21 protein-coding genes and 2 pseudogenes are annotated in these 24,827 nt (G+C 71.3%); 8 read left to right on the top strand and 15 right to left on the bottom strand.

Annotated elements, in window-relative coordinates; all coding sequences use genetic code 11:
* Nucleotides 1–151: 151 nt before the first annotated feature.
* Both SJY06_RS15075 and SJY06_RS15080 read right to left on the bottom strand, forming a co-directional pair.
* Entirely contained in the window at nucleotides 152–1,732 is a 1,581-nt protein-coding gene (locus tag SJY06_RS15075; RefSeq protein ID WP_380168355.1) for an ABC transporter substrate-binding protein, read from the bottom strand.
* Between the two features lie 156 nt (nucleotides 1,733–1,888).
* The gene (locus SJY06_RS15080) at nucleotides 1,889–3,103 is read right to left on the bottom strand and encodes a cytochrome P450 (RefSeq protein ID WP_380168356.1); all 1,215 of its coding nucleotides are present in this window, start codon (nucleotides 3,101–3,103) and stop codon (nucleotides 1,889–1,891) included.
* A 178-nt stretch (nucleotides 3,104–3,281) separates the two neighbouring features.
* Between SJY06_RS15080 and SJY06_RS15085 the strand changes: the two genes are divergently transcribed.
* The gene (locus SJY06_RS15085) at nucleotides 3,282–3,923 is read left to right on the top strand and encodes a ScbR family autoregulator-binding transcription factor (protein ID WP_380168357.1); all 642 of its coding nucleotides are present in this window, start codon (nucleotides 3,282–3,284) and stop codon (nucleotides 3,921–3,923) included.
* On the opposite strand, the gene SJY06_RS15090 is transcribed toward SJY06_RS15085, so the two are convergent.
* From SJY06_RS15090 to SJY06_RS15120, 7 genes are all read right to left on the bottom strand, one after another.
* Entirely contained in the window at nucleotides 3,920–4,774 is an 855-nt protein-coding gene (locus SJY06_RS15090) for an NAD-dependent epimerase/dehydratase family protein (RefSeq protein ID WP_380168358.1), read from the bottom strand. The two genes, SJY06_RS15085 and SJY06_RS15090, sit on opposite strands and share 4 nt — an antisense overlap.
* Nucleotides 4,771–5,622, bottom strand: coding sequence for a ScbA/BarX family gamma-butyrolactone biosynthesis protein (locus SJY06_RS15095; RefSeq protein ID WP_380168359.1), 852 nt, complete (start codon nucleotides 5,620–5,622; stop codon nucleotides 4,771–4,773). Before SJY06_RS15095 ends, SJY06_RS15090 begins: the two co-directional genes overlap by 4 nt.
* Nucleotides 5,623–5,680: 58 nt before the next feature.
* On the bottom strand, nucleotides 5,681–6,139 hold the full coding sequence (locus SJY06_RS15100; RefSeq protein WP_380168361.1) for a hypothetical protein: 459 nt from the start codon (nucleotides 6,137–6,139) through the stop codon (nucleotides 5,681–5,683).
* A complete protein-coding gene (locus tag SJY06_RS15105) occupies nucleotides 6,136–6,603 on the bottom strand; it encodes a hypothetical protein (protein WP_380168362.1) in 468 nt (155 codons plus the stop codon). The genes SJY06_RS15100 and SJY06_RS15105 overlap by 4 nt, the downstream gene beginning before the upstream one ends.
* 209 nt (nucleotides 6,604–6,812) lie before the next feature.
* Entirely contained in the window at nucleotides 6,813–9,152 is a 2,340-nt protein-coding gene (locus tag SJY06_RS15110) for a glycoside hydrolase domain-containing protein (protein ID WP_380168363.1), read from the bottom strand.
* A gap of 161 nt (nucleotides 9,153–9,313) precedes the next feature.
* Complete coding sequence (locus tag SJY06_RS15115) at nucleotides 9,314–10,234, bottom strand: EamA family transporter (protein ID WP_380168364.1); 921 nt, start codon at nucleotides 10,232–10,234, stop codon at nucleotides 9,314–9,316.
* Complete coding sequence (locus SJY06_RS15120) at nucleotides 10,231–11,490, bottom strand: serine hydrolase (RefSeq protein ID WP_380168365.1); 1,260 nt, start codon at nucleotides 11,488–11,490, stop codon at nucleotides 10,231–10,233. Before SJY06_RS15120 ends, SJY06_RS15115 begins: the two co-directional genes overlap by 4 nt.
* Before the next feature lie 206 nt (nucleotides 11,491–11,696).
* Here SJY06_RS15120 and SJY06_RS15125 point away from each other — a divergent pair, with 206 nt between their 5' ends.
* From SJY06_RS15125 to SJY06_RS15140, 4 genes and pseudogenes are all read left to right on the top strand, one after another.
* Nucleotides 11,697–12,773 (top strand): DUF2332 domain-containing protein, encoded by a 1,077-nt coding sequence (locus SJY06_RS15125; protein ID WP_380168366.1) that lies wholly within the window; start codon nucleotides 11,697–11,699, stop codon nucleotides 12,771–12,773.
* On the top strand, nucleotides 12,770–13,522 hold the full coding sequence (locus tag SJY06_RS15130) for an SDR family NAD(P)-dependent oxidoreductase (protein WP_380168367.1): 753 nt from the start codon (nucleotides 12,770–12,772) through the stop codon (nucleotides 13,520–13,522). Before SJY06_RS15125 ends, SJY06_RS15130 begins: the two co-directional genes overlap by 4 nt.
* 277 nt (nucleotides 13,523–13,799) lie before the next feature.
* Nucleotides 13,800–15,049, top strand: a pseudogene (locus SJY06_RS15135) (IS3 family transposase); the annotation flags it as partial.
* Nucleotides 15,050–15,245: 196 nt separating this feature from the next.
* Nucleotides 15,246–16,223, top strand: a complete 978-nt coding sequence (locus SJY06_RS15140) for a hypothetical protein (RefSeq protein ID WP_380168368.1) — start codon at nucleotides 15,246–15,248, stop codon at nucleotides 16,221–16,223.
* Nucleotides 16,224–16,353: 130 nt separating this feature from the next.
* Here the strand turns inward: SJY06_RS15140 and SJY06_RS15145 are convergent, their stop codons facing one another.
* On the bottom strand, nucleotides 16,354–16,680 hold the full coding sequence (locus SJY06_RS15145; protein ID WP_380168369.1) for a RidA family protein: 327 nt from the start codon (nucleotides 16,678–16,680) through the stop codon (nucleotides 16,354–16,356).
* Between the two features lie 187 nt (nucleotides 16,681–16,867).
* Here SJY06_RS15145 and SJY06_RS15150 point away from each other — a divergent pair, with 187 nt between their 5' ends.
* Nucleotides 16,868–17,248, top strand: a complete 381-nt coding sequence (locus SJY06_RS15150) for a winged helix-turn-helix transcriptional regulator (protein WP_380168371.1) — start codon at nucleotides 16,868–16,870, stop codon at nucleotides 17,246–17,248.
* 221 nt (nucleotides 17,249–17,469) lie between these two features.
* Here the strand turns inward: SJY06_RS15150 and SJY06_RS15155 are convergent, their stop codons facing one another.
* Nucleotides 17,470–18,090: a class I SAM-dependent methyltransferase gene (locus tag SJY06_RS15155; RefSeq protein ID WP_380168372.1), complete on the bottom strand. Its 621-nt coding sequence runs from the start codon at nucleotides 18,088–18,090 to the stop codon at nucleotides 17,470–17,472.
* Between the two features lie 785 nt (nucleotides 18,091–18,875).
* Between SJY06_RS15155 and SJY06_RS15160 the strand changes: the two are divergent.
* Nucleotides 18,876–19,103 (top strand): annotated as a pseudogene (locus SJY06_RS15160) (IS3 family transposase); the annotation flags it as partial.
* Between the two features lie 37 nt (nucleotides 19,104–19,140).
* Here the strand turns inward: SJY06_RS15160 and SJY06_RS15165 are convergent.
* Nucleotides 19,141–19,800, bottom strand: a complete 660-nt coding sequence (locus SJY06_RS15165; RefSeq protein ID WP_380168373.1) for a TetR/AcrR family transcriptional regulator — start codon at nucleotides 19,798–19,800, stop codon at nucleotides 19,141–19,143.
* A 136-nt stretch (nucleotides 19,801–19,936) separates the two neighbouring features.
* On the opposite strand from SJY06_RS15165, the gene SJY06_RS15170 reads away from it, so the two are divergent.
* Nucleotides 19,937–20,437, top strand: a complete 501-nt coding sequence (locus tag SJY06_RS15170; RefSeq protein WP_380168374.1) for a hypothetical protein — start codon at nucleotides 19,937–19,939, stop codon at nucleotides 20,435–20,437.
* Between the two features lie 45 nt (nucleotides 20,438–20,482).
* Here SJY06_RS15170 and SJY06_RS15175 read toward each other — a convergent pair whose 3' ends face one another.
* Genes SJY06_RS15175 through SJY06_RS15185 form a run of 3 tightly spaced genes read right to left on the bottom strand, consistent with a single transcriptional unit; the run spans nucleotide 20,483 to nucleotide 24,639 of the window.
* Nucleotides 20,483–21,160: a response regulator gene (locus SJY06_RS15175; RefSeq protein WP_380168375.1), complete on the bottom strand. Its 678-nt coding sequence runs from the start codon at nucleotides 21,158–21,160 to the stop codon at nucleotides 20,483–20,485.
* 8 nt (nucleotides 21,161–21,168) lie between these two features.
* Nucleotides 21,169–22,560: a sensor histidine kinase gene (locus SJY06_RS15180; protein WP_380168376.1), complete on the bottom strand. Its 1,392-nt coding sequence runs from the start codon at nucleotides 22,558–22,560 to the stop codon at nucleotides 21,169–21,171.
* 3 nt (nucleotides 22,561–22,563) lie between these two features.
* Complete coding sequence (locus SJY06_RS15185) at nucleotides 22,564–24,639, bottom strand: serine hydrolase domain-containing protein (RefSeq protein ID WP_380168377.1); 2,076 nt, start codon at nucleotides 24,637–24,639, stop codon at nucleotides 22,564–22,566.
* Nucleotides 24,640–24,827 lie beyond the last annotated feature (188 nt).

Raw genomic sequence — 24,827 nt, forward strand, 5'->3', positions numbered from 1 at the left:
CCGGGCGGGTGGTGGGCCATGGCCTGGACTCCGTGCTGTCCTGCCTCTGGCTTCGACCCACGCTCCCCCGCGCCCTCCCCACGGCGCCATGGTCGGGACCGGGTCCGTATAGCCGTGATCGAGCCCGGCATAACGAGGAGGCGGCGCAGGGTCAGTCCGCGGCGCCACAGCTCATGTAGTCGTACATCCCGAAGCTCCCGGCGACGTAGACGTTCGTCGCGCGGGGTCCGCGGTAGAGCAGGGATCGGGGATAGAGGTAGGGGACGATCACGGCGTGGTCCATGACCAGCCGGTCCACGTCGCGCCAGATCCGTTCGCGCTCGCGCGGGTCCAACGACGCGGCACCGGCCTCGAGCAGCTCGTTGACGACCGGGTCGTCGAGCTCGCCCATGTTCTGGTTGCCCTTCGGCTTGATCGCCCGCCCGTCGACGATCTGCTGGAAGAAGCCGTAGCCGTCGGGGAAGTCCGCCCCCCACCCGAACATGACGATGCCGATCCCGTTCTCGCGCAGGAAGGCCGGGCTGCCTGCCTGGTGCTCGAAGTAGCCCCCGGAGCCGAAGCCTCGGACCGGCGCCTCGATCCCGACCCGCGCGAGCCCGCGAGAGAGGGCCTGTGCCGCCAGGTACTCCTTGCGACGGTCGGTCCGGGCGGCGATCGCGGTGCGGAACCCGTCCGGCATGCCGGCGAGCGCGAGCTCGTGACGGGCGGCCTCGAGGTCGCCGGTGGAGTCCTCGCCCACCGGGTAGCGGTCGGTGTCGATGTACCCCTCGATGGTGGGCGGGAGGATGGTGGTCGCGATGTCCCCGCACAGCGGGCCGCCGTACGCCTGCTGCATCGCCGACTTGTCGGTCGCGAAGTGGACGGCCCGGCGCGCGTGCACGTTGCCCATCGGCGGCACGGAGCTGGCCAGGCAGTAGATCCAGGTGAAGCCCTGCAGCGGGTTGTCCAGCCGGTCACGGTGCCGGGGGTCGTCGAGCACGCGCGGCAGCGACTCGGGCTGGAGCCCGAAGCCGGCGAGGTCGATCTCCGCCTCGCCCCGGATCAACAGCTCGTCCACGTCCAGCGGGTCACGCCCGAGGAGGACCTCGATCCGGCTCGCGGCGCGACGCCGGACGCTGTCGGTCCTGCTCTCCCACGACGGGTTGGGCACCAGCACCAGTCGCTCCCCGGGGTCGTAGGACTCGACGCGGTACGGGCCGGTCGCGACCGGATGCAGGCCGTAGTCGCCGCCGGAGTCGAGCCCCCGGGGGACCGGCGTGCAGCTGGGCAGAGTCATCACCTTGTCGAAGGCGGCGAACGGCTTGCGGAGCGTGAAGACGATCGTCCTGTCGTCGGGGACCTCGATGCCGGGCGCGTGCCCCGTGGGATCGGTGTACGGCCCCTGCCACTCCCCGACGAGCAGGTGCCGCAGGTACATCGGTCCGGCGCCCAGGACGTCCGTCCCGTAGTTGCTGCGCTCGATGGCGTACCTCACGTCGTGCGCGGTGACCCCGCTCCCGTCCTCGAAGCGGAGCCCCTCGCGCAGGCGGTACGTCCAGGTGCGGCCGCCGTCGTCCGTGGAGCCCAGTGCCTCGGCGAGGTCCGGGACGACCCGGCGGCCCGCGGGCCCGGGAGCCCCCGCGAACGTGGTCATCGTCCGGCCGAGCAGCCTCAGGAAGTTCCAGGAGTACCCGTAGTAGGTGTTGCCGGGGTCCAGGGAGTCGAAGTCGTCGGTACGCACGTACCGCAGCACGCCGCCCTCCTCCTCCGACGGGCGAACGACTCCGGCGAGAGCGGCGTTGAACGACATGCGGGCTCACTTCATGTTGGGCCCGACCACCGGGACGGGCACGGTGCGTGACGTCCGTCGCGGTGAGACGGGCTCGTCCACGACGTCGTCGGATGGACGTCAGTCGGCCCGCAGCCGGACCGGGAGCGTCTCCAGCCCGTAGCTCGACGCGTCGTGGCGGAACGACAGGTCCCGCAGAGGCGTGGTGAGCCGGGCCGAGGGGAAGCGCGTCGTGAACCGGTGGAGGCACTCCTCGAGTTCCACCTTGGCGAGCCACTGACCGAGGCACTGGTGGCTGCCGTGGCCGAAGGCCAGGTGACGCCGGGCGTCGCGCCCTGGGTCCAGCTCGTCGGGCACGGGGAAGGTGTCGGCGTCCCGGTTCGACGCACCGATGGCGAAGATGACGCCCTCGCCCGCGGCGATCGTCACGTCACCCACCTCGATGTCCGCCACGGCCGCGCGGACCAGTCCGTTCTGGACGATCGTGTGGAACCTCAGGAGCTCGTCCCCCAACGAGACCACCGCCGGTGCACCGGCTGCGGCCGCCTCCCGGGCCGACGGCTGGTCGAGCACCGAGGCCAGGCTGAGCGAGAGCTGGCTGGCGGTCGTCCCGTGACCGGCAACGAGGAGGAGCCGGCACATCGGGACGACGTCCTGCCGCTCGATCTCGCCGGTCAGCATCCGCTCGTGCACGAGGACCGACACGAGGTCGTCACCGGGCTGGTCGACGCGCTGGTCGACCACGCCGTTGAGGAACACGTCCAGCTCCTCCCGGGCCTCGCGGACCTCCGCCGTCGTGCGGGTCCGGTCGATGAGGCGCGCGCTGCGGTCCTCGAAGAAGGGTCGGTCCTCGTCGGCGATGCCGAGCAGCGTGGCGATGACCGCCGCGGGGAGGGGAGCTGCCAGCGAGGGCACCAGGTCCGCCTCGTCCAGTGGCTCGAGCGCCTCGAGCCTCTGGTCGACGAGCCCGCCGATGACGTCCCGCATGCGTTCGGCGTCGGCCGGGCGGAACCGGCTGCTCAGCATGCCTCGGAGTCGACCGTGCTCCGGCTCATCCATCCGGATGAACGAGGCCGACCGGGGCTCGGCCCTGAGCACCATCGAAGCAGGCGACAGCATGGGGAAGCCCGGGGCCGCGGTGTTCGCTGACAGCCGTCGGTCATTGAGTAGCTCGCGGGTCAGGTCGTGCGACGTGATCACCCATGCCGACGACCCGTCCCACAGGGCCGCCCGGTGCGGGCCACCGCTCAGCCCGGTCAGGGCGGTAGGCGGCGCCAGCGGGTCCTCTCGAGGCGTGGGGTAGTCGATGTGCGGGCTTTTGGTCGGACTGGTCATGGGACGCTCCTCTCGCAGGTCGAGCCTGCCGGGCCGCCCACCTGGGGTCGCGGCGAGGAGCGTGTCCGGCATGACTGCCGCGGGCGCGACATAACCGGTTGCCAAGCGTTAATCTTGTCCGCTGTCGAGGGGCAAGGCCGTCTCGCGAATGGTCGGGCGAGACCGAGAAGGGACGGGTATGCCGCAGCAGCAGCGCGCGATCGACACACGGCGCAACGCGCTCGTCGGCTCCGCCGTCGTCATCGACCGCTTGGGCTACGAGACCGCGACGATCGCCGAGATGGTCCACGAGAGCGGCATCACCAAGGGCGCGCTGTACTTCCACTTCCCGTCGAAGGAGGCCGTGGCAGAGGCGATCATCGCCGAGCAGGCGGAGTGGCTGAGCCAGCAGTACGGCACCGACGACCCACCGGTCCAGACGGTCGTCGACATCTCCTACGCGTTCGTAGAGGCGCTCATCTCGGACCCGCTGATGCGGGCCAGCATCCGGATGACCATCGACCGCGCAGCTCCGCCGGAATCGATCGTCCACGGCTACAGCAGCTGGATCACCGCTGTCACGGAATTGCTCGACCGGGCTCGGGACGCGGGGACGCTGAAGGACGACGTGAAAACCAGTGAGACCGCCTACACCATCACCTCGGCCGTCACCGGGCTGCAGCTAACGAGCGCAGCCCTCAGTCAGCGGCGCGACCTCCCCGAGCGCGTGGAGAACCTCTGGGCGCTCATCATCCCGGCAGTCGTCCGTCCCGAGCTGCTACCGAGGGTCGAGATCAGGCCGCCTCAACGTCGACGACGGAAGAACGTCTCCCCTGTCTAGACCATCGTTCGCGCAGCGCCGGCCGGAGGGGTGCCGTACCAGCGACGGGCGGCCTCGCTGATGACCGGGCCCTCGGGCTCCCAGCCAACCACCTGCCAAACATGTCGGGAGTCGACCCACCGGTCGGTGTCGAGCATCGCCGCGACTTGGCCGTGCGCCTCGGTGTCAGGGGGTGGCCGGTACCCGGCATCGTCGAGCAAGCGTGCGAGCGGGACGGGTTCTCGCCGTGACACGTGCAGCAGCGGCGGGACGTCGTCCATCACCGCCACGGACAGGGTCAGCCGCGCGAGGTCGTCGACGTCGACCACGCCCACACTCGCGCGGGGGACCCGCGACAGACTGGCCGCTGCGGCCGCTGCTCCTGGAACCGCCCACCGATCCCCGGGGCCGACGACGATCATGGGTCGCAGGACGGTGGCCCCCGCACGCATCGCCTCTTGCTCGCCGGCGGCGCGGCTAACGCTCAGGTCCGACCCCGGGGCCACAGCCACCCGACCCTCGGCGCCCCCGCGCAAGGGCCCCCGTCCGTACACGGCGGCCGTCCCCAACTCGATGCACTTGGCACCCGCGATCGCCGCGGCCCGCGCAACGACCGCGGGGCCGATCCGGTTCACCTCGGTGGCCGCGCCGGTACCGATGACGTGGGCGGCGTTGACCACCACGTCCGCGCCCGCGACGACCGCGGCCACCTGCTCGGGGTCACGGACGTCGGCGACGACGCCGTTCGGCGAGGAACCGGGTCGACAGACCGCCCGGACGTCTCCGACATAGGGGTTCTTGCGCCCAGCCCGTACGACTGCGGAACCGAGGAACCCCCGGGCACCGAGGACGACGACGCGCAACGGGCTCACGGCCCGACCACCACCTGGAAAGTCGCACCCACCAGGTCAGCCTGACGAACGGTGACGGACAGATGGTCAGCCTGGGGCACCAGCTCGACCAGCGTGGGCTCATCGACCTCGAGGTAGGACCCGAAGTGGGCACCGATCGAGACCACCTGACGCCCGTCGCTCGTGAGGAGGGCGGCCTGCCTCGCCGCCTCGAACAGCAGCATCCCGGGCAAGTGGTCGGACGGGTGGTCGAACAGGGTGGCGTGAGTCGTGTCGACCCGCAGTTCCCAGCGGTGCTCACCCTGGGCCACGAGGACGACGTCGCGCGCACGGGTGCGCCCCACGGCCCTGCAGTCGATGTCGGGCGGCCCGTCCATCCGTCCGACGGGCCGGACCCTGCCAGCGCGCAAGGCTTCGAACACCTGTGGTCGCAGCACGATCACAGTGCCCGAACCACTAACCACCGTCCCCTCCGCGGTAGCCATGCTCACCTCGAGGTCGAACCGTCCGGGTCGCACCGCAGGCGTGAGCGAGAGGGTGACCCCCAGGTCGAACGGTCTGACCCCTACCAGTTGCGGCGCCGTCACCCATCGGACGCGCATCTGCTTCATGACGAAGTGGTCTACGGCTGAGGCCACACCCATAGTGTGCAGCGCAGCGATCGCCGTCTGGCGGAACGTCTCGGCGCCGAGCAGGATGCAGTAGTTCCCGTCGCCGGTGTCGAAGTAGGCGTGGTGGCGTGGCCACTGCGCCACGGCCTCGACGCGGTCCTGTCCCTCGCAGCGGAGCGCGGTCACGAACACCTCGGCGACACTCCACCGGTGGACGAGCGAGCGGTCCAGAGTGCGCGTGCTGTCAAGGCTCGTCATGACACCGAACGGTACCGCCTGTTCGGTATGTATCGGGGGCCCTGCCACGACCCTGCTGCTACCGGAAGTCCCACCCGACGGCACCGGGGCCGGGCGTCTCCGGGGTGTCGGCGGGACACGCGACCTCTTCGACGGTGACCGCCTCGGCCACCACGTACTCCACGCATGCACGGCCCCAGGTCCGAGACGCGGCGAACGACCGGTCGTCCCAGAGGTAGTACGAGGTCAGGGCCACCCTGGCCCCCCCAATCTCGCCGACCACCCAGCTGGAGTCGGAGTTGAACCCGAGGAAGTCCCGGTCCGGCTGCTCGAGCCACGCGACCACCTCGGCCAACCGCGTACTCGGCGAGGCGGAGCCCGCCTCCTCCTGGAGACTGGCGAGCAGCACGGTGTCCGCGAAGAGCGCTGCCTGCTCGTCCGCGTCGGCCCGGACCAGCGATGCACCACATCCCCCCGTCGCGAGGACCGTCGCCGCGAGCGCGCCGCCGAGTGCTGCGAAGAAGGGCGAAGGCGTCACCGACGCCGCCCGAGACGGAACCGCGTGGCCGCTCGACGTCGGTCGGGGTCGAACACGTCGACGTCACCGGCACCGCCGGCCACGTCCATCCGGTCCACGTGAGCGAAGCGGTCTGCGAGCCCGCTGAGAGCGGGAGACGAAGGCCGAACGTCGACGTAGAGCAGGCCCTGGTCCGGCACGTCGAGGTGACCGCCCCACGCGAGGACGCCACCGGCCTCCGCCGTGATGTCCTCGAGGACGGTGAGCTGCTCGGGGAAGAGGTTGCCGTCCGTCCCCCGGGGGAACGACCCGGGTCGGATGTGGACCGCGGTCCCGGACAGGAGGTTGGAGCGCTCCGGTGACAGCACCTGCCGGTCCGGGGTGAGGCTCACGACGTCCCCGGGCCGCAAGGTGTCCACCTCGTAGGCGAACCGACGAACGGCGTGCAGCAGCACGGTCGCCGCCGGCCCGTCCGCCAGCATCACGGCAAGACCCGTGCCCTCGATCAGGTGGCTCCTGCCCGTGCTGAGGACCGGCCAGCCGTTCGCGCTCCGTGCCCCCGACCAGGTGTCCGTCGACCCACCTGCAGCAGCAGCGGACCGGGTGCCCCCGCCGACGACTGCCGCCACGACCGCGGCGCCGAGGAGCGCGCGCCTGGAGAGGGTCCTGTCTCGTACGTCCATCGGTGTACCTCTCAGCCGATCGCGGCCAGGTTGTGGAGCGCCTCGGCGAAGCCCTCGACGAAGGGGTCCAGGTCCTCGGCAGCCAGGTCCTTGGGCAGCAGCACGAACGGGCTGGACGTGCCGATGATGGCAAGGTCGCGCAGGGTGTCCAGCCCGTCGTCGGTGCCCACGTCGGTGAGCATGGTCCGCGCGGCGCCCGTCGCGGTCGTCAGCGACGACCCGAAGCGCGAGCCGAAGAAGTCGCGGAACCTGGTCGTGTGGCCGCTGCCCGTCAGGTGGGCGCGGAGAACCGTGCTGAACTGCGCCCCAGCACGGCACGCGGTGCCGAGCAGGTAGCCGTCCACGTCCTCGACCATGTCGGTGAACCCGTACGACGACACCACACCCCGCTTTGCCAGGCGGTCCACGCAGAACGTGTACCCGGACGCGTAGCTCCTCCGGTTGTTGCGCCACTCGGCGTAGAACGTCGACAGGTCGCCTCCCCAGCCACCGAAGTCCCCACGGGCTGCCGCCGTACCCTCACCCGAACCCTTGAGCAGCCCGGCGTTCGCCGTAGCCGCCAGGTGGTCCACGTTGATGGTGTCCCCGTACGAGGGGTCGATGAACGTCGGGAACCGGCGCCCGAGCCTCCAGGCGGCGTGGTCGATCCAGTCCTGGTCCCATGGACCGAGCAGCAGGTCCCACCCCTTGTACTGCTGCGTGTACCGGGGTGAACGAAGGAACTCCAGCGTCCGCAGCTCGGGGTCGGCTCCGCCGTAGGCAACGGCCTCGGCCCGGACGGCGTCGACGTAGTCGAGCAGCTCGCCGACGGAGGAAGGCGTCGAGCCACCGACACCGTCGGAGCCGATCCCCGGGTCGATGCCGACCCGGTGCACGACGCGGTCGAGATCGATCGTCTGCCCGCCTCCGGTGTAGCGGAACTCCTTGATCTGGTTGAACGCCCAGTTGAAGGGCAGCGGGAACCCGAGGTTGCCCGAGAACCCCCAGGACATCCCGGAGACGAACGAGCTGACGACGAGGGTCTCCTCGGACACCCGGGCACACACGTTCCGAGAGCCGTACACACCGGCCAGGTAGCGGCGGCCCCGCGAGGACAGCGCCGCCTGGACCCCACGGAAATAGGGGACGATGTTGCTCGTGATCTCGGGGTCGGTGGCGTCGTAGTCGACGGCGAAGTAGACGATGGCACCCCCGTTGAACCCGTAGTGGAGCATCCGGTCGTGAGCCCGCACCCCGTGGTCGTAGCCCATGGTGTAGGTGAAGTCGACCAGGCGGCGGGCGTTGTACTGCCAGATCGGGAAGACCTTCATGCCCCCCGCGAAGATGTCCTCCAGCTCGCCCGGCTTGATCACCTTGTCCAGGGTGCTGGTGGCCTCCTCGTCCAAGTACCGCCCCACCACCAGGTAGTCGTCCGCCTGCAGCGACGCGGCCATCTCCCGCGTGATGGTGAAGCGCGTGTCACATGCGCCGGCCTCCCGGTCCGGGTCCCCCATCGAGACGAGGAGCTGGCACCACGTCGGGTAGTCGGCCCACCCGTTGTCCTCGAGCAGGCTGAACTGCTGGAAGTACGACAGGTACTCGCCGAGGCGGCCGTCGAAAGTCTCCTTGAACACCGTCCGGGCGATGGTGCCGCCCGCCGGGACCGGGCCGTTAAAGACGCAGGCGGCGGACAAGAGGCGTACGAACCTGCCGGTCGCACCCTGCTGGAGCTGATGGTCGCGAAGGCCCTGCTGGGTCGCGGGGCCGAAGTTGCCGGTGACCTGCCCGTCCGGGATCCCGAAGGCGGACTGCAGGGCCTTCATCAAGGACTTCTGGACGTCCCGGGAGTAGTGCCCGTCGCAGGGGATCAGGAAGGCGAAGCGCTTCTGCCAGTAGGTCCGGTTCAGCCACTGCTGGATGGTGCGGATCTCGGGGTCGCCACCGGCGACGAGAACGTAGGCGTCCATGGTCAGCAGAGCCTTGAAGGCCTTGGTGGGCAGCGTGCCGTCACGCGCGTCGTCGAGGCCCAGGTCCCCCATCAGGCGGTTGACGGCGAAGTCGGTACTGACCCCCAGGAACCTGTTGCCCCACGAGCCGTTGATCCCACCTGCGTTGTAGCCCTTGCAGTAGCACGCCGACTGGACGATCCTGATGATGTCCCCGTTCGGCTCCGCCGGCCCGACGGGGCCGCGGGCGTCGAGCGCCGCCATGGTGGCAGGGCCGAAGCTGTCGGACAGCGCTGACAGGCCGAGTTCTTGCTGCAACGCCCGGGTGAGCGAGCGCATGGTCGCCCAGCCGGTCCGCCCGTCCTCCGGGCACAGGTTGTAGCCGACCACATCCGAGTAGGTCTCGTTCAGCCACTGCTGAGCCATGAGCACCACTCGTCGACCACGGTCACCCCTCCGTCGCTGCCGTCCGTCGCGGTGACGAGGCCAGGCACCACCCTCACCCCGACCGGGTCGACCGGTCGAAGTGACGACGCGAACCGCTATAGCCCGTGCCGCCAGGACATAGCCCTCGGACGCGCCGCTGCTCAGCGGGTGTCTCGCACGCTCGCGTCGGTCCGGAGCCCGGGGCGAGGTGCCGCAGCACGCCCCACCGTGGCGACCGCGACGCCGAGGAGGACCACGCCGGCCCCGACCACGGAGACCTGTGACGACCGCTCCCCCAGGGCGATCCAGGCTGCGCACATCCCGACCACCGGGACCAGCATGGAGAACGGCGCCACGGTCCCGGCGGGGTTCGTCTTGAGCAGGGCGCTCCACAGCGCGGCGCTCACGACCGTCCCGAGCAGGACGATGTAGAGCAGCGCGAGCAGTGGCGCCACGTCCGGTCCGCGCACGGCGGCGACGGTCGCATCCCACCCGGTCCTGGGACCTTCCATGACCATCGACAGCAGCAGCAGCGGAACCGGCGGGACCACGGTCATCCACAACGCGAACCGCAGCGGGCTGTCCGGCTGCGCCAGCCGGCTCGACAGACTCCCCAGGGCCCAGCCGAGCGCAGCCAGCAGCGTGAGCCCGAAGGGCACGAGCGCACCGGGTCCTTCCAGGCGTTCCCACCCGATGATCGCGAGGCCAGCCACGGCGAGACCACCGCCGGCCACCGCACGCCCCGTCGGTTGCTCACCGAGCAGGACTGCGCCGAGCGCGATGACCATGGGCACGCCCATCTGCAGCACCACCGACGACAGTCCGGCGGGCATCCCACGGTCGATCGCGAGGAAGAGCAGCCCGAACTGCGCCACGCCGAAGCCGAATCCGTACCCGAGCAACCAGTGCCACCGCACGCCGGGCCGAGGGACGAGCAGCAGCACCGGTACGGCGACGACGAGGTAGCGCAGCGCGGCGAGCCAGAACGGGGGGAAGGACTCGAGAGCGAGGTCCACCGCGACGAAGTTCAGCCCCCACAGCACCGCCACGAGCACCGCGAGCGCGCTGTCGCGCCTGCTCACACCAGCAGCCTGTGGATGATGGTGTCACCGAGCCGACGCAGGGCGAGCCCGTCTCGCAGCACGCCGACCTCGGGGCATCGCTGCTGCAGCACGACCGCGTGCTCGATACCGGCTGGGTCCTCCAGCAGCCAGGCGAACATGACGGCGCCAGGCGAGGACCCTCCCTTGAAGGTCGAGCGCGGCCACCGCTCGCGGTCGACCTCCAGCCCCGGGTTGGCGGCGAGGATGTCGGGCAGCGGGCCGTCCGGAGCAGCCGCGGCCAGCTCCCACAGCGACGACATCGCCGTGACGACGTCCTGTGAGGACATCCACCAGTCCAGGCCGAGTGGGTGGGCAGCGTGGGTCAGGTCGGTCACGCCGATCCGGAGGGGGTGCCGGTGCTCGTCGAGCATGGCTCGGCGTCCTCGGGCCGACGTCAGAGCCCAGGCCGCGAGAGTGTTCGGGTGGCCCCACCCGATGTCGAACAACTCTCGCGTGGTGGGAAACGGCCGAAGCAGGTCGGGGGCCGAGTGGCTGGAACGTTCTGCGGCAGCTTCCACCGCCTCGCGGCCGAGGTGCTCGAGGACCATGTCGGACGCGGTGTTGTCGCTGCGAGCGAACATGTTGAAGGCGGCCTGGGCGAGAGTGGCGCGGGTGCCGTCAGGCAGGTCCTGCATCTCGCCCGTCGGCAGGCTCCGTGTCGTCGGTCCCACCGTCACGAGGTCGCTCCACCGAGCGTGCCCCGCCGAGACGGCATGCACCGCCGCGAGAAGCACGTAGACCTTGAAGACAGATCCGCCGGGCATCTGACGGTGAGCGTCGCGGGTCCACAGGGGCACCCACCCCTGCGGGCCGCGGCGGCCGACGTACCCCGTGCTCTCGACACCATCTACAGCCCCGAGTGCCCTGTCAACATCGTCGAACGCGAGGCCCGAAGCGGCCCGGGAGTCCTCCTCCAGGACGACGCGTCGGATCTTTCCCGTGGTGTCCACGGTGACGGCGAGGACGGTTCGCTCCCCCCCGGGCGCGGCCAGCGTCGCCCACCCCTTGTGAAGCGCGGCCTTGACCTCGACGACCTCGAAAGGACCGCCCGCTCGCCAGCGCCGGAACATGCCGTCGAGGTCGTGGTCGTACCGGGCCAGGAGTGATTCGACGAAGCGATCGCCGGCGCGCTCGACCGGTGCGGTCTCGTTCGCCAGCACACCGGCGAGCCAGCTCACGCTGTCGACGGCCTGCGCCGCCGACCCGCCACGGCCTGGCTCGTAATCAGCGGTCACGACTGGCTCCTCTGGTGGTCGCCCCCACGCTAGGTCGGCCCGACGAGGACCGGTCGTCGCGTGGAGTGCTCGCGCATAACCGCACCCGACCGCGCATGAGGCAGGGGACTGGCCCGTCGCGGCATCGTGCCTACTGTGAACGTCGTCTTCAGGAAGGGCACCGGCGGCTGAGACCGCCAGAAGGGGGAGATCCGGTGCGTGAGCGGATGGCGGACCTGTGCCTTGTCCAGGCTCGGCTCTGCGCCCAGCTCGGATCGACCATGTACGCGCGGTTGCTCGACGAGGTCGCGGTCGACGTGCGGCTGGGGGGACCGGCGTGGCAGGTCCTGCAGCAGCTGGCGGGCTGCCCCGAGGGTGACTATCCAGCCCTCCGTCTGCTCGGTTCGGTCCACGGCCTCGTGCTTCAGGGGCGCGCACCGGAGCTCGCGCTGCACTACCCGTCGGTCGGCGGAGCTCCCCAGGACGGACTGTGGGACCAGTTCCGCGCTGTTCTCGAAGACCACCGCCAAACGCTCAGAGGACTCGTCACCCGGGCGCCGCAGACCAACGAGGTGGGGCGCAGCGCCGCGCTCCTGGGGGGATTCGCGACGGTCTCGACGCAGACCGGCCTGCCCCTTCGAACCCTCGAGATCGGCTCGAGCGCGGGGCTGAACCTCCTGTGGGACGCCTACCGCTACCGGTCGGGTTCGTGGTCGTGGGGGGATCCGCTGTCCCCCGTGGTCCTCGACGACGTCTTCGACGGGCCGGTCCCATCCGTCGGAGCCGTGACGGTCGACGAGCGTGCCGGCTGCGACCTCACGCCTGTCGACGTCGCCACCGAGGAGGGACGACTGACGCTGCTTGCCTTCGTCTGGCCCGACCAGCAGGTGCGCCGTCGACGGCTGGAGGCGGCGATCCAGGTCTTCCGCGCCTCACCCTCGCAGCCTCGGGTCGAAAGGGCTGATGCGCTCTCATGGCTCGAGCGGCAGCTGGCCGAGCCATCGACCGGCACCGCGACGGTGGTCACCCACTCGGTGGTCACCACCTACCTCGACCGCGAGACCAACGCCGCGCTGGACGAGCTGCTCGCGCGTCATGGCCGGCGAGCCACGATGCGTTCCCCGCTGGCCCGGCTGTCCGTCGAGTCGGTCACCGGCGGTCCGTTCGAGATCCGCTTGCGCACCTGGCCCGGGGACAATGAGCGGCTCCTCGGTCACGCCGGGGGGCACGGGCTCCCGGTGGTCTGGAAGGCACGTGGCCTCGCTCATCCGGCAGCCGCCATCACGTCGGGGAGGCAGACATGACTGGGCAGGGCCGGAAGCTCTCCGGGATGACCGCCTTCGTGACCGGTGCTGCGTCAGGTATCGGCCGCGCCTGCGCGCTCGCCTTGGCAGCGCGCGGAGCAACGATCGTGGCTACGGACATCGACGACGCCGGGCTGGAGGCCCTGCTCGACGGGCTGCACGAGATCGAGACCACGGTCGTCACCGCTCGGCTCGACGTGCGTGACGAGCCTGCGGTTCGAGCAGCCATCGCCAAGACGGTCGCGGACCACCGACAACTCGACCTCGTGCTGAACTGCGCCGGCATCATGCCGCTGGCACCTGCACTGGAGGCCGATGTCGACGAGTGGACCGCCACGATCGAGATCAACGTGCTCGGCCTCATGTACGTCACGCACGCCGCGCTGCCCCACCTGGTGCAGTCGAAGGGGTCGTTGGTCCAGATGTCGTCCATGGCCGCGCGGGCCGTGGGTCGCGGCGCGTCGGCCTACTACGCCAGCAAGTTCGCGGTCAACGGCTTCAGCGAAGGCATCCGTCAGGAGGTCACCGAGTCGGGCGTCCGCGTCGTCGTCGTGGAGCCCGGTAGTACTCAGACGTCTCTCCGCACCCACATCACACATGAGGCGAGCCGGGCAGCGATCGAGGCGCGGGTGGCCACCTACCGCCAACTACAACCCATGGACGTGGCCGACGCGGTGATGTACGCCATCACGGCACCTCACCACGTCGCGGTGAACGAGATCCTCCTCAGACCCACCGACCAGGCGTGACTGAGAACCACCGCACGCAGCGACCGAAGAACCGTCGCGACGTCGGAGGCGACGTTGCTTGGGCGCCGACGCGAACGGGTCCCTGGGCCGTCATGTCCATGAACCAACCCGTTGTTCGTCGGCGCCAGCCGCCGGGGTCGCCGACAGCGCCGATCGATCCACCTGGAGGGCGTGCAAAGAACGAACCAAGCACCGCCCATCGGCTAGACACCGCCTGGCAGCAAAGTGTCTCGCCCCGGGATTGATGGAGGCTCTCAATCCACGGAGGATGAGAGTCATGGCAGCACCACGGAAGTACCCGGACGAGCTGCGGGAGCGGGCCATCAGGCTCACCGTCGATGCGCGGAAGGACCCGGCGAGCAGGCCCGGGGCGTGCAAGCGGATCGGTGAGCAGCTGGGCATCAACGCCGAAACGTTGCGGGGCTGGGTCATCCAGGCCGAGATCGAGGACGGCGCTGGAGCAGGCACCACGACCACCGACGCCCAGCGGCTGGCAGAGCTCGAGCGTAAGGTGAAGGAGCTCCGTCGGGCGAACGCGATCCTGCGAAGTGCGTCGGCTTTCTTCGCGTCAATGCCAGGGGAGCTCGACCCCCGACACCGATGATCATGGGCTTCATCGACAGCCTCCGGGCCGAAGGCCGTGCGGTCGAGTCGATCTGCCGGGTCCTGCGCGAGCAGGGCTGTCAGGTCGCCGCGCGGACCTACCGAGCCTGGCGTTCCCGCCAGCCATCTGCGCGGACGGTCAGCGACGCCCGCGTCGTCGATCAGGTCCGTGACCTGGCCTGGACCGTCGGGCCGGACGGGCGCCGCCGGCTGACCCCGGAAGGCCTCTACGGGCGCCGGAAGATGACCGCGCTGCTGCGCCGCGGCGGGCACGAGGTGAGCCGCGGGGCGGTGGATCGGGCCATGCGGACCCTGGGCCTGGTCGGTGTCCGCCGCGACAAGGCCCACCGGACCACGATCCCGGCCAAGGACGGGATCCGGGCCGGTGACCTGCTCAACCGGGCGTTCACCGCGACCGCCCCGAACCAGGTCTGGGTCACCGACTTCACCTACTGCCGGACGTGGGCCGGGTTCATATACGTCGCCTTCATCGTCGACGTGTTCGCCCAACGGATCGTGGCCTGGCACGCCTCGACCTCCAAGGCCACCGACCTGGTGATGACGCCGTTGCGGATGGCGTTGTGGCAGCGGGCCGAGACGGTCACCCCACCGTCGCGGGCGAGCTGATCCATCACTCCGATGCCCGGTCAGTACACGTCGCTGAAGCTGACCGAGCACCTGGCGCTGGAGGACATCAGGCCCTCGATCGGCAGCGTCGGCGACGCCTACGACAACGCCCTGATGGAGACTATCAATGGCCTGTTTAAGGCCGAGTGCATCCGGACCACCGTCTTCCACGACGGGCCCTACAAGAGCCTCGCCGACGTCGAGTACGCCACCGCCGGCTGGGTCGACTGGTACAACAACCGCCGCCTGCACTCGACCCTGGCCATGGCCACCCCGGTCGAGCACGAGCAGTCCCATGAGCAGTACACCTGTGAAGCGAGACACCCTCAGGCGCGCTTGGCGCGGGTCCGCGGTCGCGTCTGTCCTCCTGTTGTCCGTCGCCACCGTGAGCGCCTGCAGCGGGGCCCAGGACGCGGGTACGGCCAGCGGGAGCGGGGCTCCGGTCCTTGCGACGACGCAGGCCCCGGGCCCGGCCTCGGCGACGACCACCGGGATGGGTGAGCCCTCCACGACCTCCAGCAGCGGGACCGTCACGGCCTCCGCCGCTGCGGGCGCCGCGGCCGCTTCTGACGAAGACCCGCTGCTGCCGCGGGGTCAGGTGCTCGTGGCCAACGAGGACGGGGTCACGCTGCTGGCGACCCGGGGCACCGGCGGGGTGGTGGGCGAGGACAGCGCCGTGCGGGCCTTCGACGACGGGCGCGGCGGTCTCGTCTACCAGTCCGCCATGCTGGAGGGGGCCGGCGGGATCCTCTGGCAGCAGTCGGTCGACGTCGAGCCGGTCGAGGTCGTGGCGCCGGGGTTCGCGGACCAGGTGACGCTCGAGGGTGCGGCCGTCGTCGAGGGACAGCCGACCATCGTGTTCAGCGTCTCCGTCGTCGGTGAGCAGCCGGACGACTACGAGGAGTCGATCCAGAGCGTGCGCCTGCCCGCGGGTGGGCGTCAGCGGATCGACTTCACCGGCGGCTTCGAGTCCGGCCTGTCCGGGGCGACGCTGGCCGCAACCGGCACGATCTCGTTGCAGACCTTCGACACGGCCGTGACGGACTTCCGCTTCGTCGACCTGACCGGTCGTGACGTCGCGGCCCCAGCGAACCCCCTGGCTGACGGCGCGTGCGGGGACGAGCCCGACTGCCCCACCGGGCTGACGCTGGACCTCGCAGGGGATCGACTCGCCTGGCTGCAGGCCGAACCCGTCGATGGCGGCACACGCTACGACCTGATCGTCCAAGGCATCGAGGACGACGAGCCCACGACGGTCGTGCCGATCGACGCCGCGCTGCTGCCGGACGGGGTGCTGCCCTCCACCGTCGAACTGGCCGGCGACCTCGCCATCGTCAACCGGGCCAGCACCAACGGCCCCAACCCTCCGCCGTCCTCGGCCCTGCTCGTCAACCTCACCGCCGGCGAGGTCACCGAGCTGCCTGAGTCCGGCTACGCGTCCCTAACCCAACCGGGCAGCTCGAGCCGCTAGTACATCCAACCTGACCGATCGTGTGCGGAGGCCGTTCGGTCGCCTGCGGTCCGCTGATCGCCTCTGCTGCTCCAGCGAGGTGGGGCTTCGCGCTGACGAAGAGGTCGGGGCAGGTTCGGCTGCTCCACCGTCAGTCGAGGACTGCCGTGGCCTCGAGCTCGACGAGGACGTCGGGGTCGAAGAGGATCGAGACGCCGATCAGGGACGCGGGCGGCATCGGTGTCGGCAAACCCACCTCTTCGGCCACGGCTTGGACGCCGGCCAGGAACGCGCTCATGTGCCCGGGCTGCCACCCGGCGACGTAGAACGTGAGCCGCACCACGTCATTGAACGTGGCCCCACCCGCGGCCAAGCCCCGAGCGGTGGCATGCAGCACGTGGGCGACCTGCCCGGTGAGGTCGCCCGCGGCGACGGGCTGCCCGTCGGCGGTGCGTGCCACCTGCCCGGCGACGTGCACCTGCCGGGTGCCGGTAGCCCACGGCGACGTGGGCGTACGGGACGGGCTGCATCATGGTTTCGGGGTTCAGGCGCTGCACGGCCACGGCGATCTCCTCTGGCGGGGGTCGAAACGGATGCGACCCTTCCTAGTCACCACCGGGAGACCACTTCAACGAGACCACAGCACCTCGAGGAGACCAGGTGTCATGACCGATACCGCACCAGCGCACCCCGTCCCGCTGCACGTCGACCGGCCCCACCGCGAGCTGCTCGACCAGGTGCTGGACTCCTGGTCCCTCGGTGTTCTCGCGGAGCTGTGTGAGCGACCGTGCCGCTTCAACGAGCTGCGTCGCGCCATCCCCACGGTCACCCAGAAGTCGCTGACAGCGACCCTGCGGCGACTCGAACGCAACGGCGTCGTCGAGCGAGAGGTGCTCAGCACCCGCCCCGTCGCGGTGCAGTACCGCATCACCCCGCTCGGCAAGACACTGCGCGCGCCCATCGACGTGCTCCTGGCCTGGGCGCACGAGCAGATGCCACGGATCGAAGCAGCACGACGCGCCTACGACGACGCCCAGGAGGCCTGACGTACCAGGACCACCAGCAGCCCCAACAGGGGACCGGCTACCAACGACGGGGAGCGACCCAGGAGCTCGTCATTAGGGCCGGCCCCCCGTCCCGCAGGGGATCGGCGAGTTTCGGGACGACCTCACGGCTTGCGGAACAGGTACTCCGCGAAGATGCCGTCGGGGCTGTACTCGGCGGTCTCGACGTGGAAGCCGGCCCGCTGCGCCAGGGCTTCGAAGACTCAGGTGAACGTGGAGTGCTCGTCTCGGACGTGCTCCTCGTAGTCCGCGCGGCTCCACCCGTCGCCGTCGTTGGGGCCGCCCGTGGCGCACCACGCCTCGAGGCGGTCCTCGGCCTCGTGTGGCTCGAAGGAGTAGACGACGTCCCAGACCCTCAGGAGTCCGCCGGGTCGCAGCATCCGGTGGATGCGGGCCAGAGCCACGCCCTTCCAGAAGTCGGGCAGGTGGTGCAGGGCGTACCGGCTGTAGACGACGTCGGCGGGTGCGCCTCCGTGCTCGTAGTCCAGAAAGCCGGCCTGCATGACGTCGACGTTGTCGACATGCTCGCGGGCGAGCTTGGTCTGAAGCTCGGCGATCATCACTGGAGACACGTCGACGGCGACGACCCGGTCACAGACGCGTGCCGCCGCGACCGCAAACTGGCCCGTACCCGTCCCCAGCTCCACGACCACGGACTCTCGGGCCATGCCCCACTGCTGCAGGAGGGCCACCTCGCGGTCCGGGGAGGCGTCCTCGATCGCGTCATACCGAGCGACGTGCTGGGCATCGAGGTTCTCGCGGCCGGCACTGGCGACCTGGTCCAGACGCCAGCCAGGCTGGCGGACGGTGTCAGTCCTACTCATGCCGGGACGCTAGTACGCGACGTCCCAGCTGCCGACCCCTGAGTGACACGGCTGGCCCTCAGAGCGGGCCGACGACCCGAAATCCGGAGCTGGCGCCGCTTCGACGCGCTGTCCGGCCGGGGATCGGTTACCGGTGCGGACCCACGCTGACGGCTCTAGCCGCAGCGGTGGTAGCGGGCCGACCCAGCGTCTGGCTAATGACGTCGTCTTAGACCGCTGAGCAAGAAGACGCTGAAGGGAAAGAGTAGTACTGACACGGCCAAGAGCTCCCATGACTGCCTACTGATCGACCTGTCGCCCACGAGCCTGGCCGTTTCTGCGCTGGATCCGGGCTGGACGAACGTCAATGTCGTCCCTGCCGGCGGGACTTCCTTCAGAGGTGTGACGTCGACGGAGACGAGGCTCGAGTCGTCGTTGGAACGGGCGAGGCAGGTGGTTCTTGCAGACCCGTCGGTGGTCTGTCGTTGACACGCGGCCTCCCCGGGACCAACCCAGGCTCCACCGCGGCCAGTCTCGGGCCCACGACAGTGTGACTAACAGGGTGACTACAGGGCCGGATTCCGACGTTCGACGGTGGACGCCCGTGGACTATGCACGCAGGTCAGGCGACATTCCGCCACTAGCTTGGGACCTCAGAATCTCCCTGACACGGAAGAGGTCACTGGTTCGATCCCAGTATCGCCCACACAGGTCAGAGGCGTGATCACCTCCGACAGAACCCCCTCCCGCAGGGGAAGTGCGACTACTTGAGTGACCACGGGTCCGGACGTCGCGAGATCCGGTCCGGGCAGGTCGCCGCCGCCGGCGACAGCGCGGCGATGGAGTCTTTCTTCGCCTTGCGGCAGAAGAACGTCCTCGACCGGCGCTGCTGGACCGAACGCGCCGAGCTCCCCAGCGCGATCGCCACCTGGATCGTGCAGACCTACCACCGCCGCCGACGGGCCCGACTCGGCCGCCTGACTCCGGTCGAGTACGAGACCATCAACGCCCCTCAGGTCGCACTCGCCGCCTGACACCGACTGTCACCTACTCGTGCAGCAGTCCCAGCGATCACGGGGCCGGGCGAGCCGGGCTCCCGAGAGCCGCGGCGCACATCGCATCCCCGATCCAGTCCTGGTACTGCTCACCGGTCCACCCGCGCGTGCCGGTGAGCAGGTGCCAGACCTGGACGCTGTTCAGGGTCCAGATCCGGTCGCGGGCCTGCTCGACGGTGACGCCGGGGGCCAGGGCACCCAGGCCGGCGAGGCGCTGGGCCACCATCGTGGTGCCCGTCAGCCGCTCGCCGTCGGTGACCTGCTGGTGGGCGACGAGGTCGGCCTCGCCGGCCGCGGCCCCCGCGGCGACCTGCAGCATGAGTGGTCCCACCCGGTCGAGGAGCTCGCGGCCCAGCCGGGCGTAGCCGTGCAGGAGCTGCCAGGCGTCCGAGGTCTCGTACAGGGCCCGTACCTCGGGGCGTTCCGCCAGCGGGACCGCCTCGGCGTCGCCGACCAGGGTGATGTCGTAGGCCGCCTTGAGCAGCCCCGCCTTGGTCGTGAAGGTGTTGTAGACCGTCTGCGCGGACACCCCCGCGTGCCTGGCCACGCCGGCGACGGTGGTCGCCGCGTAGCCGTCCTGCAGGAACAGCTCGACGGCGGCCTCGGCGACACGACGGCGGGTCGCCTCCGCCTGGCGGGCCCGCAGGGAGCCTGCGTCCGAGTCCCCTGAAATCACTTGACTCCCACTACAGTCATTGTAGTCTCACTACATCGGTTGCCTCGATCCTGGCCCTTCTGGCGGATCCCCGCAAGGCGACGATCCCCTCGCCCGAGGGTGACCTCGGGCGCCCGACTGCGAGGACGACCTGATCATGACTCGACCCGCCCTGGTGGACGCCCGCCGGCCCGTCTCCCGCCCGCCGCGCTGGCGACGCTGGAACCTGCTGGGCCTCACGGCCCTCACCGCGTACTCGACCGCCATCGCCTGGCAGGCGCAGCTGGTGTCGTACCCGCTCTACCGCGCCGTCGACCCGGCGAGCTTCGCCGCGTACCACCAGCAGTACAACGAGGCCATCCCCGTCGTGGTGATCGCGCCCGGCTTCGCCAGCTTCCTGGCCGGCGCGGCGTTCTGGTGGACCCGACCCGCGGACATTCCGCGACCGGCCGCGGCCCTGGTCGGCGTCGCCGGTGTCACGGCGCTGCTGTCGACGGTGCTGTGGGCCATCCCGATGCACGTCCGCCTCGACGACATCGGGCAGTCGGCGGCGACGATCGACAGCCTGCTCGACGCCAACCTGCTGCGCACCGCCGCCCTGAGCACCGCGACCGTGGCGCTGCTGTGGTGCCAGGTCCGCGCCGGACGACAGGACTGACCGCCGGGGGCGGAGCCGGTCAGCGGAGCCGCGTGGGCCCGAAGGTCAGCGGGCCAGGCCGTTCCGGTAGGCCCAGACCACGGTCTGCAGCCGGTCGCGGGTCCCCACCTTGGCCATCGCGCGGCCCAGGTGGGACTTGACCGTGCTCGTCTCCACGACGAGCTCCTGCGCGATCTCCGCGTTCGACAGCCCCCGGGCGAGCAGCCGCACGATCTCCGCCTCACGGGCCGTGAGCTGCGCGGCGAGGTCCGCGGTCGGCTGCGGCGGGGCCTTGCGCCGGGCGAACTCCGTGATCACCCGGCGGGTCACCGCCTGGTCGATTAGGCCGTGCCCGGCCGCCAGGCGCCGCACCGCGTCGATCAGCTCCTCCGGCTCGCAGTCCTTGAGGATGAACCCGCCGGCCCCGGCCTCGAGGGCGCCGAACACGTACTCGTCGAGGTCGAAGGTGGTCACGACCAGCACCACCGGCCCCGAGCCGTCGGGCCCGGCTGACACCCCGGCCGACACCCCGGGCGCGTCGCCGGCGACGATCTCCCGCGTCGCGGCCAGGCCGTCGCCGCCCGGCATCCGCACGTCCATGCAGACGACGTCGGGGCGGTGGCGGCGGGCGAGCTCGACCGCCATCGGGCCGTTCGGGGCCTCGGCGACCACCTGGTTGTCGTCGGCCTGCTCAAGCAGGAACCGGAACCCGGCCCGGATCACCGCCTGGTCGTCGACGAGCATGACCCTGATCATGCGCGTGGTCCTTCCGTGCTCGGCGCCGAGGCGGGGGGCGGGGCGGCGGGCGGGGCAGACGGCGGGGCGGGCGCCGGCTCGTCGGGCAGCGGCAGAGCGAGCCCGACCCGCCAGCCGCCGTCCGGGGTGGGCCCGGTGGTGAGCGTCGCCCCCACCAGGTGGGCCCGTTCCCGCATGCCGAGCAGGCCCAGCCCTTGCCGGTCGTCCGCTCGGTCCGCCGTCCGGTCCGCGCGCCGGGTCCGGTCCGGGGCCGCGTGGCCGGCAGGTGCGTTGACCACCTCGAGCGCGACGTCCCGCCGCCCGAACCGGACCCCGACCCGCACCCGGGCCTGCGGGGCGTGCTGGCGGGCGTTGGACAGGGACTCCTGCACCAGCCGGTAGAACGCGGCGTCGGCGAGCGGCGCGAGCGGCCTGGGGCTGCCCTCGCGCACCAGGTCCACCGCGCTGCCGAGGCTGCGCGCCGTCCGGACGAGCCCGTCGAGGGCGTCGAGGCCCGGCGGGGGCGCGTCGTGCGGGTCGTCGGCGGGCCCGTCGGCGCCGGGGCCTTCCCGGAGCACCCCCACGACCGACCGGAGGCTGTTGAGCGTCTCCTTGCCCTGCGCGCGGATCCACGCGGTGCCGGTCCTGGCGGCCTCGGGGTCGCTGTCGATCTGCCGCTCGACCATCGCGGCCTGGACGACGAGGCCGGACAGGTGGTGGGCCGCGACGTCGTGCAGCTCGCGCGCCATGCGCGAGCGCTCGGCCAGCAGCGCGGCCCGCGTCATCGCCTGCTGCGCCTGCACCAGCTCGGCCGCCCGCCGGCGGAGCAGGTCGACGTAGGCGCGCCGGGTGGCCACCGCGCCGCCGACCAGCGCGCTGACGACGTAGGTGAGCAGTCCCGAGACGAGCTGGTTGGTGGCGGGCAGCCACAGCCCCTCCCCCGCGCCGGCGGCGGCCACCGCCGCCGCGAGCGTCCCCGGGACCACGGCCACGCCGGTGACGGCCAGCGCTCGGCGCGCCGGCACGATCGTCCCGACCGTGTACCCCGCCACGACCTGCGGGATGCCGCCGAAGGACAGGTCCGACGGCGAGACGGCGACGATGGCCACCTGGCACGCCGCGACGAGCCCGAGGGCCAGCACGGGACGGGTCCGGCGCAGGGCCAGCGGCAGGGTCTGGGCACAGGCGGCGACCACGAGCACCGTTCCCCGTAGCGGGCCCACCGCGAGCTCGTGCGCGGTGACGAGGACCACGACCGGCGCCGTCACGAGCAGGACCACGGCCGCCAGCAGGCTGTCGCGCGCCAGGACCCCCGTCAGGCCGACCCGGGTGAGCACCGCGTCGAGCCGGCTGCGGCGGGGCGGGAGGGCCAGGTCCGCGAGCACGGTGGAGCCGTCCGTCGGAGGCATCGCTCAGTACGATACCGACGGCGCGAGCAGCCCGAGGCTGACGGCGCACCACGCGATCCCGGCGAGGGCGAGCACCACCAGCCCGGTGCCTGCGACCCGTCGCCACCCGTGCCGGTGCCGGACCGCGCCGACCAGCTGCAGCACCGCCGGCACCAGGCCGAGCAACCCGAGGACCTGCACCACCTGGACCTGGCGCAGGGAGGCGGGCGCGACGTCCTGCAGGTTCATGACGGACACCAGGGTGACGGCCCAGCCGGCGAGCGCGAGCAGGGTGCAGGTCGCCGCGACCATGGTCAGGACCCTGCTCACCCGACCGGTGCCGCGCGGCAGGGTCTGCCCGCGGACCCGGCGGCGGACGGCGCCCACCGGCCACGCGAGGACGGCCACCAGCAGGACCAGCGCCGATGCTCCGACGACCGGCAGCAGCACGGTCTGGCTGCGTCCCGGCTGGGCCGGCAGGAGGGCGAAGGCCGGGCTGATGCCGATCGCCTCGACCCGGTCGCCGTCCACCCGCGCAGTGATGGTGCGCTGGCCGTCGACCTCGCGCCAGACGAAGGGCTCGACCTCCTCGTACAGCGCGGGCGCGGCCGACGTCGGGCCGGGCGTGAGCAGCAGGCGACCGTCCGGTCGGGCCTCGACCTGGGTGGTGCCGAACGCCTCGAGGGCGGCCAGGAAGTTGCTCCGGACGGTGCGGGACGAGACGTAGCTGCCCTCGACGACCGCGGCGTGCTCCTTCGCGGTGGTCTCGTCCACGCTGCCGCGCGTGGGGTCGGGAGCCTTGGTCTCCCCTGCCCCGGCCGGGAAGTACCGGTCCGTGAAGCCCTCGAGCAGGGCCGCGCGCAGCGCGAGCGTGGAGTAGCCGTCCTCGCCGGAGGAGTTGACCGAGACGTAGATGCCGGCCCCCTCCTCCGGGTGGAGCAGCAGGTCGGAGTGGAAGTACTGGGTGTCTCCCCCGTGCCCGAGCATCCGGTGGCCGTTGCGGCTCTCCTCGAAGAACCCGAGCGTCATCCGCGGGCCGGCGGCGAGGGTGCCGAGGGTGCTCTCGTCCAGCGCGGGCGCGTGCATCAGCTCGAGGGTCTCGGGCCGCAGCAGCGGCCGGGTCCCGGGCTCGCCCAGCTGGGCCAGCATGAAGCGCGCCATGTCCGGTGCCGACGCGGTGAGCGCCCCGGCGGGCGGTGCGCCGACGATCTCGAACGGTCCGGGCTCGTCGGCGGAGGTGGGGTACCCCTGCGACATCCGGTCGCGCAGCCCCGCCGGCAGCGGCTGGGCGAAGGTGGACGACGTCATGCCGGCGGGCTCGAGGACCTCGCGCCGGACGTACTCCTCGAACGGCACCCCGCTGACGCGCTCCACGACGTACCCGGCGAGGGCGTTGCCGTAGTTGGAGTAGGCCGGGACGGTGCCCGGTGCGTAGATCTGCTCCGGCGGGTCCTCGGCCAGGCTGTCGCGCAGGACCACCTCGACGTCGCCCGACCCGATCAGGCCCCGGATGCGCTCCTCGAACCCGGCGGTGTGGGTGAGCAGGTGCCGCAGCGTGACCGGCTCGTCGAAGGCACGCGGGACCTCGAAGTCCAGGTACTCGGCGACGTCGGTGTCCAGGTCCACCTCGCCGCGCTCGACGAGCTGCATCACCGCGGTGGCCGTGAACAGCTTGGAGATGGAGCCGACCCGGAACAGCGTGCGCTCGGCGTCGACCGGGACGGCCTCCCCGCCCGTCGTGCCCGTGTCGGCGTGGCCGTAGCCGCGGGTGGTGACGACCTCGCCGTCGGCCACGACGGCCACCACGGCACCGGCGTGGCCCTCGCGCTCCAGGGCGGCGGGCAGCATGCCGTCGAGCCAGGCGTCGACGTCGGACGGCTCGAGCGTGTGCTGCCCGGCCGGGGCCGGGACCGGAGGGGGCGGCGTCGGGTCAGCGACGCTCGACCCGGCCGCGGCGCCGGGGGCGAGCCCCGCGACGGTCACGGCCAGCAGGGCGAGCGCCGCGAGGGACCTGAGGCCACGTCGGAGGCGGGGCCCCGGGCGGTCGGGGCGGCCGCGGGACGGCCGCCGGCTGGGGGTCTGGTGGTAGGTCGGGGACATGGTCGCGCTCCTCGTGCTCGGCAGGTGCTCGGTCTGGTCCGGGGCCTTCGTCCGGAGGACCTCGAGCCTGTCGAGATGACTGCGGCGCCACATCGCCCGCGAGCAGGCACTGCGTCTACGACCTCTGGCGGAGGCGGGACCCTCCCGAGGTGCCGGGGGCCGACGGGCCGTTCGGCGGCCGGAGGCGT

The sequence above is a fragment of the Jannaschia sp. R86511 genome, assembly GCF_042466345.1.
GTDB lineage: Bacteria > Actinomycetota > Actinomycetes > Actinomycetales > JBBAYJ01 > Aquipuribacter.